Raw genomic sequence first — 12,832 nt, 5'->3', positions numbered from 1 at the left:
CGAACCCGTGCGGGCCTTCTTCGTGTCATCGGAATCAGGGGCCAGTGGAAGACGTGGGGAACAACGGGCCCTCCGAAACCCCGACCGTCACGTTCTGGTCCTTGTCGATCTGCGTACCCGGCGGGACGCTCTGCTTGGTGATCGTGCCCTCGGGCTTGTTGCTGGTCCGGTCGGACTGCTGCCGGAGCTGCTGGGTCCAGCCCATGCTTTCCAGCTTCTGCTGCGCGTCGTCGACCGTCATGCCGATCAGGCTCGGCATCTCGATCTTGTTGTCCGGCTGACCCGTGGAGACGGTCAGGGTGATCGTGCTGCCGACGGGCACCGAACCGCCGTTCGGCGTCTGCTGGACGACCTGTTCCTTCGGCTGGTCGGACTGCTGTTCCACCCGCTTCACGGAGAAGCCCAGGCCGGTGAGGGCGGAGTTGGCCTCGCTGAAGGTCTTGCCGATGTAGTTCGGGACCTGCTTTTGCTGCTTGCCCTTGCCGATGGAGATGGACACGCTCGTGCCCTGCTGGACGTCGTTGCCCGCCTGCGGCGTCTGGTTGACGACCTTCCCCACCTCGTCCGGGTCGTTGGTGTCGACTTCCTGCACCGACGGGCTCAGGGTCAGGCCGGCTTCCTTCAGCTTCGTTTCGGCGTCATCGCGGGAGAGGCCGTTCAGGTCCGGGACTTTCGCCGTGCCCGGCTTCTGGCCGATCGTGAGCGTGATCTGCGCCGTGGTCGCGACCGGCGTGCCCACCGCGGGCGTGATGTCGATGACCTGGTTGATCTGGTCGGTGGTGCACGGCACGTTGCCGCTCGCGTCCGGAATCCCGCACGGCACCATCTTGTTCGGCGCGAAGTTGTTGAGGTTCTTCTCGCGCAAGGTGTTCTTGGCCGCCAGCTCCGACTGCCCCTTGACGTCGGGGATCGGGACGGTGGTCGCCTCGTCGTTGCTCTTGAACGCGTTCGACAGCCACATGATCAGCAGCACCGCGCCGAGCACGAAGACCGCGGCCAGCACGGCGAGGATCGTCCGGCGTCGCCGCTTGGCCTTCGGGTCCTCGTCGTCCGGGGTGTCGTACTCCTCGTAGCGCTGCGGCTGCCGCCGGTCGGAGTTCATCACCTGCGTGCGCTCGTCCTCGGACATCACCATCGGTGCCGCCGGGCGCTGGCCCGAGAGCGTGCGCACCAGGTCCGAGCGCATCTCCGCCGCCGACTGGTAGCGGTTCGCCGGGCCCTTGGCCAGTGCCTTCAGCACGACCGCGTCCAGCTCGGGCGCCACCGCCGGGTTCACCGACGACGGCGGGCTCGGGTCTTCACGGACGTGCTGGTAGGCGACCGCGACCGGGGAGTCCCCGGTGAACGGCGGCTCGCCGGTGATCAGCTCGTACAGCACGCACCCGGCGGCGTAGACGTCGGAACGGGCGTCGACCGACTCACCGCGGGCCTGCTCCGGCGACAGGTACTGCGCCGTGCCGATCACCGCGGCGGTCTGGGTCATGGCGGACTGGCCGTCGTGCATCGCGCGCGCGATGCCGAAGTCCATCACCTTGACCGCGCCGTTCTTCGTGATCATCACGTTGGCCGGCTTGACGTCGCGGTGCACGATGCCGTGGCGGTGGGAGAAGTCGAGCGCCGCGCAGACGTCGGCCATGACCTCCATGGCCCGCTTCTGCGACATCGGGCCCTCGGTCTTGACGATGTCGCGCAGCGTCCGGCCTTCGACGTACTCCATGACGATGTACGGCAGCGGGCCGAACTCGGCGTTCGCCTCGCCGGTGTCGTAGACCGCGACGATCGCCGGGTGGTTCAGCGCGGCGGCGTTCTGTGCCTCACGGCGGAAGCGCTCCAGGAACTGCGGATCCCTGGCCAGGTCGGCACGGAGGATCTTGATCGCGACTTCCCGGCCCAGTCGCACGTCGTGGCCGTGATGGACCTCGGACATGCCTCCGTAGCCGAGCGTTTCGCCCAGCTCGTACCGGTTGGAGAGCAGTCTGGGTGTGCTCATCTCTGGGTGCCGTTCCATTCCGTCCAAGGTGTGGTCATGATGCCTTGCTGGCCATCGTCGGTCGTGCCGGGAGCGTCCGCCGGGTAGGCGCCGGAAGCGGGGGGCTCCTCCGCGGGCGGCTGTCTGCCCGGGACCACCTGGCTCGTCGTCTGGCCGGTGTGCGGTGGCGAGCCCGAGCTGCCGATCATCTTCGCCACCAGGACGATGCCCGCCACCAGGACAACGAGCAGGATGGCCGCGAGGAGCGCCCACCAGCCCCACTGGGTCTTCTTCCGGGTCACCGGCACCATGACCGGACGCATCACGGGCCGGGACGGCGGGCCGATGGCGACCATCGGGTTCACCGCCGGCGACGGCGGGCCGACCGGCATGTGCTGCTGCTGCGGCGGGACCTGCTGCTGGACCGGCGGTTGCTGCTGCTGCGGCGGTTGCTGCACGGGCTGCTGGCCCGTCGCGTACGCGGCGTTGACCAGCCCGCGCGGCGTCGGCAGCGGCATCCCGGCGCGGACCGCGGCGACGGCGGCCGCGAACTCGCCGCCGCTGTTGTAGCGCTGCCGCGGGTCCTTCACCAGCGTCGCCTCGATCACCGCGCGAGCGGCGGGCGGGACGTCCGGCGGCAGCGGCGGCGCGATGTCGCGGATGTGCATCATCGCGACCGTCACAGCGTTTTCGGACAGGAACGGCCGGTGCCCGGCGAGGCATTCGTAGCCGCACACCGCCAGCGAGTAGACGTCGGACGCCGGCTCGGCCGCGTGCCCGAGCGCCTGCTCCGGCGCGATGTAGTGCGCGGTGCCCATGACCATGCCGGAGCGGGTGACCGGAGCGGCGTCGGCCGCCTTCGCCACGCCGAAGTCGGTGATCTTCACCTGGCCCGCCGACGTCACCAGGATGTTGCCCGGCTTGACGTCGCGGTGGACCAGGCCTTGCTCGTGCGCGGCCTGCAGCGCGTTGCCCGCCTGCTCGAGCATGTCGAGGGTGAACTCCGCCGACAGCCGCCCGTGCTTGGCCAGCAACCCGGCCAGCGGGTCGCCGTCGACGAGCTCCATCACCAGGTAGGCGATCGAGAGGTCACCGTCGAAGATGGTCTCGCCGTAGTCGTGCACCGCGGCGATGCCGGGGTGGTTCAGGGACGCCGTCATCCGCGCTTCGGTGCGGAAGCGGTGGAGGAACTCGGCGTCGCCGGAGAGTTCGGCCTTGAGGATCTTGACGGCCACGGTCCGGTCCAGCCGGGTGTCGCTGGCCTGCCAGACCTCGCCCATCCCGCCGACGGCGATCCGGCTCGTCAGCTTGTACCTCTCGGCCAGCAGCTGGCCCGAGGACAGCATTCGCTATCCACCCCCGAGCTTGGCGTTGATCGCGGCGCGGCCGATCTCCGCGGCGACCGAGCCGCCGGTGGCCGCGAGCCCGCGGTTGCCGCCGTCTTCGACGATGACGGCGACCGCGATCTGCGGGTCGTTCGCCGGGGCGAAGGCGGTGTACCAGGCGTGCGGGGCGGTGTTCTTGGAGTCCGTGCCGTGCTCGGCGGTGCCGGTCTTCGACGCGATCTGGATGTCCGGGCGCTTGCCGCCGCCCTTGGTGAAGCCCTCGGAAGCGATCATCATGTCCTTGAGGATCGCGGCGTTCGACGACGAGAGTGCCGCCGTGCCGGTGAGCTCGGTGGGACTGTAGTCCTCGATGGTGGACAGGTCCGGCGCCAGTACCGACTGCACCAGTTGCGGCTTCATCGCCATCCCGCCGTTGGCCACGGTGGCCGCGAGGAGGCAGTCCTGCAGCGGGGTCAGCCGGACGTCGCGCTGGCCGATGCCGCTCTGGTAGAGCGCGCCCTGGGAGTCCAGCGGGCCGACCGTGGACGGCGCGACCTTCATCGGCACGGTCAGGTCGGTCTGCCCGATGCCGTAGTTCGCCGCCGTCTTCTTCATCTTGTCCGCGCCGAGCTGGCCCGCGAACTCCGCGAACGGCACGTTGCAGGAGTGCGCCAGCGCGTCCTTGAACGTGGTCCCCGGGCAGGCTTCGCCGGCGTAGTTCTCCAGCGTGACGCTCGTGCCGGGCAGCTTCGTGTTCGGCGCCGGGTTGACCGGGGTGTCCGGCCCCTTGCCGTCCTCGAGCGCGGCCGCGGCGGTGACCAGCTTGAACGTCGACCCCGGCGGGTAGGTCTCCGAGATCGCCCGGTTCAGCATCGGGTTCTTGTCGTCCTTGACGTACGAGTTCCAGGCGTCGGTCTGCGCCTTCGACGTGTGCGACGCCAGCTTGTTCGGGTCGTACGACGGCGTCGACACCATCGCCAGGATCCGCCCGGTCTTGGGCTCCAGCGCCACAACGGCGCCGGTGTAGTTCCGCTGCGTCATCAGGTCGTACGCGGCCTTCTGGACGGCCGGGTCGATGGTCAGCCGGACGTTGCCGCCACTGGGGTCGCGGCCGGTGACCATGTCCGACAGGCGGCGCACGAACAGCCGCGGGTCCGAGCCGTTGAGGACGTCGTCCTCGGACCGCTCGAGGCCGCCGGAGCCGTAGTTGATCGAGTAGTAGCCGGTGACCGGGGCGTACATCGGCCCGTCGACGTACGACCGGGTGTACTTGTACTTGTCGTTCGACGGGTCGACCTTCGCCAGCACTTCGCCGTTCGCCTGCGAAACGATCTGGCCGCGGCGGCGGGCGAACTCGTCGTAGAGGACCCGCGCGTTGCGCGAGTCGGTGCGGTAGTCGTCGGCCTTCACCACCTGGATGTAGGTGGCGTTCGCGAGCAGCAGGACGACCATGACGAGCATCGCCATGCCGACCTTGCGCAGCGGGGTGTTCATGCCTGGGCACCCCCGTCCGCCGGCGGGCGCTGCACGAGGACGGTGTGCGCCTCGGCGATCGGCGCCTGCGGCTGGGCCTGCGGCTTCGGGCGGGCCGTGGGGCGCCGGGCCGCGTCGGAGATCCGGAGCAGCAGCGCGACGAGGATGTAGTTCGCCAGCAGCGACGAACCACCCTTCGACAGGAAGGGAGCGGTGATACCGGTCTCCGGGATGAGTTTCGTGACCCCGCCGACGACGACGAAGATCTGCATGACCATGGTGAACGCCAGCCCGCCGCCGAGCAGCTTGCCGAACGTGTCCCGCACCGCGAGCGCGCTCCGCATGCCGCGCATCGCGACCAGCAAGTACAGCATCAGGACGGCGGCGAGGCCGATGAAGCCGAGCTCTTCGCCGATCGCGGCGGTGATGAAGTCGGTGTTCGCCTCCGGGACCATGTCCGGGCGGCCGGCGCCGAGCCCGGTGCCGCCGATGCCGCCGGTGCCGAGCCCGAACAGGCCCTGCGCGATCTGGTAGCCGCCGCCGAGCTTGTCGTAGGTGGCCAGCGGGTCGAGCCAGTTGGCGACGCGCTGCTGGACGTGCGTGAAGAGGTTGTAGGCGATCAGGCAGCCGCCGACGAAGAAGCTGAGGCCGAGGACGACCCAGATGATCCGCTCGGTCGCGACGTACAGCATCATCAGGATGACGCTGAAGAACAGCAGCGACGTGCCGAGGTCCTTCTCGAACACCAGGATGCCGATGCAGGCGACCGCGGCGATGAGGATCGGGCCCAGGTCACGGGCGCGCGGCAGCTCGACGCCGAGGAACTTCTTGCCCGCCACCATGAACAGGTCGCGTTTCGACACCAGGAACGAGGCGAAGAAGATCATCAGCAGGATCTTCGCGAACTCGCCCGGCTGGATCGAGAACCCCGGCAGCTTCAGCCAGACCTTGGCGCCGTTGACCTCCGACAGGCTCGACGGCAGCAGCGCCGGCAGCGCCAGTGCCACGATCCCGACCAGGCCCGCGGTGTAGCCGTACCGGGTCAGCGTGCGGTGGTCGTTGACGAAGACCAGCACCGCGACGAAGAACGCCAGCGAGATGACCGTGAACAGCACCTGCGCGGTGACGGCGGGGGTGTAGTCCTTGCCGTTCTGCGCGGCCCGCTCGGCCAGCGCCAGGTCGATCCGGTGGATCATCACCAGGCCGATGCCGTTCAGCAGGGCGACGCAGGGGAGCAGCACCGGGTCCGCGTACGGCGCCCACTTGCGCACCGCCAGGTGCGCCGCGGCGAAGATCGCGAGGTAGGCGAGACCGAGCCAGACGATCGACCAGGTGAGCTGCTGCTCCTGGTTCGCCTCCACCAGCACCAGGGCGATGGTGACGATGAACGCGGCGAACCCCAGCAGCACCAGCTCGGTGTTGCGGCGGGTCGGGACGTCGCGCGGCGGGTTCGTCTGGAACTGCGCGGCGAGCGGCTCGGCGGCACGCGCGGCGGGCTGGCTCATCAGTTACCGCCTCCCGTCGTCGGTGCCGTCGAACTCGGCGTCGAGCAGTCCCTCCCCGCTGGCTGGTTCGCCGACGACGGAGCAGTGGAGCCGGCCGGGGCCGACGGAGTGGACGTCGGCGTGACCGTGGGGGTCGGCGTCGGGGACGGTTGACCGCCCGCCGGCGCGCAGTTGTTCAGGCGCTTGTGCAGCTGCAGGAAGTCGTCGATGTACTTCCGCGCGTCGTCGAGGCTGTCCTTCTTGACGCCGTTCTGCACCGCCAGCCGCGCGTCCTCCTGGAGCTGGTTGACGCGCAGCTTGTCCGTGCACACCTGGTTGGGCGGGCAGGAGCCCTGCTCGTAGGTGTGCAGGTCGATGCCGAGGATGCTGCCGGGGACGCCGCGGTAGATCACGACCTCCTCGTCCGCACCTTCGCCGACATAGTACTGACTCAGGACGAAGTACCGGGTCGCGATGGCGGCCGCGGCGAGCACGACGAGGACGACCAGCGCACCGGCGAGCCAGCGGAACCGCTTCCGGCGCTTGGCCTTCGGGTCCACGCTGGGCTGCGGCAGCTCCGGACGCGGCTGCTGCGGCGGCTGGGTCAGCGCCCGCGCCCGTGCCGCGGGCGAGTCGCCCTGGTGCAGCTCGTCGCTGCCGTCCCCGGCGGCGCCGCCCACGATGGGCGCGTCCTCACCGAAGTCGACGTCGACGACGTCGGCGATGATCACCGTGACGTTGTCGGTGCCGCCGCCCTTGAGCGCCAGCTCGATCATCCGGTCCGCGCACTGCTGCGGGTCCGGGATCTGCACGGCTTCGGTCAGCGTCTCGTCGCTGACCATGCCGGACAGGCCGTCGGAGCAGATCAGGAGCCGGTCGCCGGAGCGGGCTTCGCGCACGGTCAGGCTCGGCTCGACCTCGTGACCGGTGAGCGCCTTCAGCAGCAACGACCGCTGCGGGTGCACCGCCGCCTCTTCGGGCGTGATGCGGCCCTGCTCGAGCAGTTCGTTGACGAAGCTGTCGTCGCGCGTGATCTGCGCGAACTGGCCGCTCCGCAGGAGGTAGGCGCGCGAGTCGCCGACGTGCACCAGCCCCAGGCGGGTGCCGGCGAACAGGACGGCCGTGAGCGTCGTGCCCATGCCGTCCAGGTCGGGGTCCTGCGAGACGAGCTCGGCGATCGCGGCATTGCCGTTCGCGACCGCCTCTCGCAGCTGGGCGAGCAGGTCGTCGCGGGGTTCGTCGTCGTCGAGCGGCGCGAGCGAGGCGATGACGACCTTGCTGGCCACCTCACCTGCCGCGTGGCCACCCATACCGTCGGCGAGCGCGAGCAGGCGAGGGCCGGCGTACACGGAGTCCTGGTTGCTCGAACGCACCAGGCCCCGGTCGCTGCGGGCTGCGTAGCGGAGGACGAGAGTCATGGGCGAAGCTCGATCACCGTCTTGCCGATCCGGATGGGGACTCCGAGCGGGACCCGGAGGGGTGCAGTGACCTTAGCCCGGTCGAGATACGTCCCGTTCGTCGAGCCCAGATCTTCCACGTACCAGTCCTCACCGCGCTGGGCGATCCGGGCGTGCCGGGTCGACGCGTAGTCGTCGTCGAGCACCAGCGTGGAGTCGTCGGCACGGCCGATGAGGATCGGCCGTCCGTCGAGCGCGATGCGGGTTCCGGCCAGCGCGCCATGGGTCACCAGCAGCTGCTGCGGCGACTTGCTGTTGCGCGGCTTCTTCTCTTTCTTGCGTCCGAAGGTCGGCACCTGGACGCGCATTCCCGACGCCGCGTAGAGGTCCGAGCGGACGACTCTGAGCGCGGCGAACACGAAGAGCCAGAGCAGCACAAGGAAGCCCACCCTGGTGAGTTGTACGACCAGCTCTGGCACTTGGTGTGTCCGCTCCCGACTCGTCCGTGCAGCCGCGACGCGGGTACGCCGCGGTCCCCCCGCACGTCAATTCTGCGGGAACAGTATTCCGTGCCCCCAGTCAGCCCTGCGTACGGAACACGAGCGAGGAGTGCCCCACCCGGATGACGTCGCCGTCCGCGAGCTGCCAGGTCTGGACCGGAGTGCCGTTCACGGTCGTTCCGTTGGTCGAGCCGATGTCGGCGAGCGTCGCGCTCTGGCCGTCCCAGGTGATCTCCAGGTGCCGGCGCGAGACGCCGGTGTCCGGGAGGCGGAAGTCCGCGTCCTGGCCGCGGCCGACGACGTTCCCGCCCTGCTTGAGCGAGTACGTGCGGTTCGAGCCGTCGTCGAGCTGCAGGCTCGCCGCGAGCTGGCGGCCGGCCGCGGGCGGGGCGTACCCACCCTGCTGCTGGCCGTACGGGTCGGCGGCGGCCGGCTGGCCGTACGCCTGCTGCTGCCCGTACTGGTCGTAGCCGCCCTGCTGCTGGCCGCCGTACTGGTCGTACCCGGGCTGCTGCTGGCCGGCGTACTGGTCGTAGCCACCCTGCTGGTAGCCGCCCTGCTCGTAGCCGCCCTGCTGGGGCTGGGCGTAGCCGCCTTGGTCGTAGCCGGGCTGCTGGCCCTGGCCGTAACCCTGGTCGTAGCCGCCCTGCTGGGGCTGGGCGTAGCCGCCCTGCTGGTCGTAGCCGGCCTGCTGCTGGCCGTACCCCTGGTCGTAGGCACCGCCCTGCTGGGGTTGGCCGTACTGGTCGTAGCCACCCTGCTGCTGGCCGTAACCCTGGTCGTACCCGGGCTGCTGGCCACCCTGCTGTCCGTAGCCGTACTGGCCCTGCTGGCCGTACGGGTCACCCTGGTCGTATTGGCCGTAGCCGGGGGGCTGGCTCATTGCTGGGTCTCCTGCGTTGCTGGGTCGTGCCGCCCGCGGTGAACCGGCGCCTGAGGGGCGGGCGTCGGGATCGACGGACGAACGGGTCTTGAACTGTCCAGTATGCAGCGCCTCGTTGCGCTCGAGTGATACGACGACGTCACCATAGGTGTCCAGGCCTTCGGCGGCGAGGTGTTCCGCCACCGCCTTGGCCAGCACCTGGGTGACCCGTTGCTCGTCACCGGCCATGCGCTCGTGGTCAGCCGCCCCCAGGGACACGATGTAGTGATTGGGGGCGAGCTGCCGACCGCCTGCCAGCTCACGAACGTTCTCCTCACTCTCCCGCTCCAGGGCGATCGCCACTTCCTGCGTGACGACGTTGCCACCGAACATGCGCGCGAAAGTGTTCCCCACCAGGTTCTCGAGTCGTCTGTCAAAACGCTCGACGCGGCTCACCGGGGAAAACCTCCTCACACGTGTGCTTCCGCTATCGATCCTATCCGGGTGAGCCCGCCTCGACACGGCCCCCGGTGAAACCTGTGGAAACCACCTGCTAGTCTTCTCCTCGCTGTCAGTGAGAAGCACTCGGGCGAGTGGCGGAATGGCAGACGCGCACGGTTCAGGTCCGTGTGTCCGAAAGGACGTGAGGGTTCAACTCCCTCCTCGCCCACATCGAAAGGGCCCCGGCTGGTTGCCGGGGCCCTTTTTCGTGTGCATCGGACGGGCGGAGTCCTTCTGCTCAGGTGGGGAATATCACCCGTTTGGCTCTGCGTGGTGTTCGCTCACGGCTGAGTTCTGGGTGTATCAAGCCGTCGTTTTGGCGATCCACGCTGCCAGGATGTCGACTCGGCTCGCCGTTTCGATGCCCGCGTGGGGGCAGCCCGGGCCCGTCGCCTCCACGGCCACCAGTTCGGTCCCCGTGAAGTAGGGGGCTCCGGAGTCGTACGTGCAGGCGCTCGTCGTGATCTCGGGAGCCGCGCCGCGGACACCCAGGGTGGTCGGCTCCACCTTCGCGACCGCGACCGTGCCCTGCTGCATGCGGCTCGCCGGCTTGGGGTCCGTGCCCGTCAGGCTGCCCCAGCCCGCCAGGGTCAGCTGCCGGCCCACCTTCGGCGCCGTCGAGCCGGCCTTCAGGGGCTGGACCGTGCTCACCGGGGTGTCGAGCTTGATCAGGGCCACGTCGTTCTCGGTGGCCTGGACCACCTCGGTCACCTTGCGGGCGACGCCGGACTCCGTCGCCTCGTCGACCAGGCCCAGCGTCGCCGTCGTCGGGTAGGGGACCTTGCCCGAGACGCGGTTGCGGTTCGCGTCGTGGAAGCAGTGGCCCGTGGTCAGGACCCAGGCGGGCGCGATCAGGGAGCCGGTGCAAAAGCTGCTGTACGTCGAGCCGTCCGGACGCGGGATCTTCGTCATCGCGAGCTTCGCGACGAACCCGAACTGACCCGGTGGGACGTCCGAGCCGTGAGCGACCCTGGGCGCGGCGAAGGCGGCGGGGGCGGTGGTGATGGTCAGGACAACAGCGGCGAGCAGGGCGCGCAGGCGCATTCTTCCCCTTCGTCGAATCGATGGTCGACGTTCGACGTTAGGGCCGCCGCGCTCCCCGCGGAATTCCCTGGCCGGGCGTCACCCGGTGGACCACCGGGTGACGCCCGGACGGGTCAGCCGGTGTGCGAAGCGATCCAGTCCGCGACCACGTCCACGCGCGAAGTGGTCTCGAGCTGGTTGTGCGGGCAGTCCGGGCCGGTCGACTCGACGGACACCAGCTGCCCGCCGGACCCGCCCGCGACGAAGTAGGGCGCACCCGAGTCGTACACGCAGGCGCTGGTGGTCGTCGTCGGGGCGACACCCTGGACGCCGACCGTCGAGGCGGCGACCTGGCCGACCTTCACCGTGCCCTGCTGCAGCTTCGTGGACGGCGTCGGGTTGGTGGCCGTGAGGCTGCCCCAGCCGGCGAGGGTCAGCAGCTGCCCCACCGACGGCGTGACCCGGTTGACGGTCAGCGGCGTGATGCCGGTGACGTCCGCGTCCAGCGTCGCGATCGCGATGTCGTTGGCGCTCGCCTGGTAGACCGTGACGACGTTGCGCGTCACGCCCGGCGTGCTCTGGTCGACGGTGCCGAGCAGCACCGACGTCGGGTAGGGCACCGGTCCGGAGACGCGGTTGCGGTTGGCGTCGTGGAAGCAGTGGCCCGCGGTGATGATCCACTTCGCGGCGATCAGCGCGCCGGAACACGCGCTGTTGTACTTCGTGCCGTCGGGTTTCGGGATGTTCGTCATGGTCAGCTTCGCGGCGAACTGGAACGTCCCCGCCGGGACGTCGGAACCGTTGGCCACGGCCGAGGCCGGCGCCGCGGTCGCGAGACCGGCGGCCAACGTCAAAAGGGCAGCAGAGAACACAGCGCGAACGCGCATCGGTGGATCCCCCTTGTCACGCACCGGCGGTCCGGCGCCGGTGATCACCTTCGAGGGTAGCGACGGCTCGCGGCGCCGAACTGCGCTGCTTGGAGCAATAAAACGGCCCCCGGCGCGCTGCCGGGGGCCGTTTTGCCGGGAATCAGTCGGATCAGCCGGTGTGCGAGGCGATCCAGTCCGCGACCACGTCCACGCGGGCGGTGGTTTCGGCCTGGTCGTGGGGGCAGTCCGGGCCGTCGCTCTCGATGGACACCAGGCGGCCGCCGTTCTTGCCCGACGGGACGAAGTACGGCGCGCCCGAGTCGTACGTGCACGCGCTCGTCGTGGACGTCGGGGCCAGGCCCTTGATGCCGGTGTAGAGCGCGTCGACCGTGGCGACCTTCATCAGGCCCTGCTGGAGCTTCGTGCCCGGCGTCGGGTCGACGGCGGTGAGGCTGCCCCAGCCCGCCAGCACGACCTTCTGGTCCACCACCGGCGCCTTGTGGGCGATCGACAGCGGCTCGATCCCGTACACCGCCTTGTCGAGCTCCGCGATCGCGATGTCGTTGCTCGGTGACTGGTACACCGTCACGACGTTGCGGGTGACGCCCGGCTTGTCCACGGTCGTCGTGCCGAGCAGCACGGACGTCGGGTACGGCACCGGGCCGGACACCGGGTTGCGGGCCGCGTCGTGGAAGCAGTGCCCGGCCGTGATGATCCACTTCTTGGCGATCAGGGAACCCGAGCAGGCGCTGTTGTACTTGCTGCCGTCGGGTTTCGGGATGTCCGTCATGGTCAGTTTCGCGGCGAACTTGAACGTCCCCTGCGGGACGTCGGCGCCGTTGGCCACGGCCGAAGCCGGTGCCGCGGTGACCACCGCCGCGGCGAGCGCGAAGAGCGTTGCGGACAGAAGAGCGCGAGTGCGCATGGAAGAACCCCCGTTCAAGGCCGGCTTCGAGGCCGGCGACGGGGGCGAGACTAGCGAAAACGACCAAGCGGTGGCGGGAATCCCCCGCCACCGCCGAAAGTCAGTTAACGCCGACGAGGTCGACGACGAAGATCAGGGTCTCGCCGGGCTTGATGACGCCGCCCGCGCCGCGGTCGCCGTAGCCCAGGTGCGGCGGGATGACGAGCTTGCGGCGGCCACCGATCTTCATGCCCGCGACGCCCTGGTCCCAGCCGGAGATGACCTGGCCGGCGCCGAGGCCGAAGCGCAGCGGCTCACCGCGGTTCCAGGAAGCGTCGAACTCTTCGCCCGTCGAGTGCGAGACACCGACGTAGTGCACGGTGACGGCCTTGCCGGGCGTGGCCTCTGCGCCGTCACCAACCGTGATGTCGGTGATCTCGAGGTCGGCCGGAGGGGTGCCCTCGGGGCGGTCGATCTGGGGCTTTTCCAAGGTCATGGCACTCACCGTACCCACGCGCGCGAGGC

Annotated in this window: 11 protein-coding genes and 1 tRNA gene; 1 reads left to right on the top strand and 11 read right to left on the bottom strand. The window is 69.6% G+C overall.

Annotation, left to right across the window (positions count from 1 at the left end; translation table 11 throughout):
• Positions 1–34 precede the first annotated feature (34 nt).
• From pknB to AB0M59_RS21635, 7 genes are all read right to left on the bottom strand, one after another.
• The gene (pknB, locus tag AB0M59_RS21665; RefSeq protein WP_364617575.1) at positions 35–1,990 is read right to left on the bottom strand and encodes a Stk1 family PASTA domain-containing Ser/Thr kinase; all 1,956 of its coding nucleotides are present in this window, start codon (positions 1,988–1,990) and stop codon (positions 35–37) included.
• The gene (locus AB0M59_RS21660; RefSeq protein ID WP_364617573.1) at positions 1,987–3,315 is read right to left on the bottom strand and encodes a serine/threonine-protein kinase; all 1,329 of its coding nucleotides are present in this window, start codon (positions 3,313–3,315) and stop codon (positions 1,987–1,989) included. The genes pknB and AB0M59_RS21660 overlap by 4 nt, the downstream gene beginning before the upstream one ends.
• Before the next feature lie 3 nt (positions 3,316–3,318).
• Positions 3,319–4,788, bottom strand: a complete 1,470-nt coding sequence (locus AB0M59_RS21655; protein WP_364617571.1) for a penicillin-binding protein 2 — start codon at positions 4,786–4,788, stop codon at positions 3,319–3,321.
• Positions 4,785–6,272, bottom strand: a complete 1,488-nt coding sequence (locus AB0M59_RS21650) for an FtsW/RodA/SpoVE family cell cycle protein (protein ID WP_364617569.1) — start codon at positions 6,270–6,272, stop codon at positions 4,785–4,787. Before AB0M59_RS21650 ends, AB0M59_RS21655 begins: the two co-directional genes overlap by 4 nt.
• Positions 6,272–7,669 carry a PP2C family serine/threonine-protein phosphatase gene (locus AB0M59_RS21645; protein WP_364617567.1) on the bottom strand — a complete coding sequence of 466 codons (1,398 nt, stop codon included), beginning with the start codon at positions 7,667–7,669 and terminating at the stop codon, positions 6,272–6,274. Before AB0M59_RS21645 ends, AB0M59_RS21650 begins: the two co-directional genes overlap by 1 nt.
• Complete coding sequence (locus AB0M59_RS21640) at positions 7,666–8,127, bottom strand: FHA domain-containing protein (protein WP_003079002.1); 462 nt, start codon at positions 8,125–8,127, stop codon at positions 7,666–7,668. Before AB0M59_RS21640 ends, AB0M59_RS21645 begins: the two co-directional genes overlap by 4 nt.
• 100 nt (positions 8,128–8,227) lie before the next feature.
• Positions 8,228–9,466 carry a DUF3662 and FHA domain-containing protein gene (locus AB0M59_RS21635; protein ID WP_364617565.1) on the bottom strand — a complete coding sequence of 413 codons (1,239 nt, stop codon included), beginning with the start codon at positions 9,464–9,466 and terminating at the stop codon, positions 8,228–8,230.
• 131 nt (positions 9,467–9,597) lie between these two features.
• Between AB0M59_RS21635 and AB0M59_RS21630 the strand changes: the two genes are divergently transcribed.
• Positions 9,598–9,680 (top strand) — tRNA-Leu (locus tag AB0M59_RS21630).
• A 134-nt stretch (positions 9,681–9,814) separates the two neighbouring features.
• On the opposite strand, the gene AB0M59_RS21625 is transcribed toward AB0M59_RS21630, so the two are convergent.
• The 4 genes from AB0M59_RS21625 to AB0M59_RS21610 form a co-directional block, all read right to left on the bottom strand.
• Positions 9,815–10,555, bottom strand: a complete 741-nt coding sequence (locus AB0M59_RS21625; protein WP_364617563.1) for a trypsin-like serine protease — start codon at positions 10,553–10,555, stop codon at positions 9,815–9,817.
• Positions 10,556–10,668: 113 nt separating this feature from the next.
• Positions 10,669–11,421: a trypsin-like serine protease gene (locus AB0M59_RS21620; protein ID WP_364617561.1), complete on the bottom strand. Its 753-nt coding sequence runs from the start codon at positions 11,419–11,421 to the stop codon at positions 10,669–10,671.
• A gap of 151 nt (positions 11,422–11,572) precedes the next feature.
• Positions 11,573–12,328: a trypsin-like serine protease gene (locus AB0M59_RS21615; RefSeq protein ID WP_364617559.1), complete on the bottom strand. Its 756-nt coding sequence runs from the start codon at positions 12,326–12,328 to the stop codon at positions 11,573–11,575.
• 100 nt (positions 12,329–12,428) lie between these two features.
• On the bottom strand, positions 12,429–12,803 hold the full coding sequence (locus tag AB0M59_RS21610) for an FKBP-type peptidyl-prolyl cis-trans isomerase (RefSeq protein WP_364617557.1): 375 nt from the start codon (positions 12,801–12,803) through the stop codon (positions 12,429–12,431).
• Positions 12,804–12,832: the final 29 nt, after the last annotated feature.

This window comes from Amycolatopsis sp. NPDC051371 (assembly GCF_040682155.1).
GTDB lineage: Bacteria > Actinomycetota > Actinomycetes > Mycobacteriales > Pseudonocardiaceae > Amycolatopsis.
Note: the sequence above shows the minus strand (reverse complement) of the source record. Positions and strands in the feature narration are given on the sequence as shown.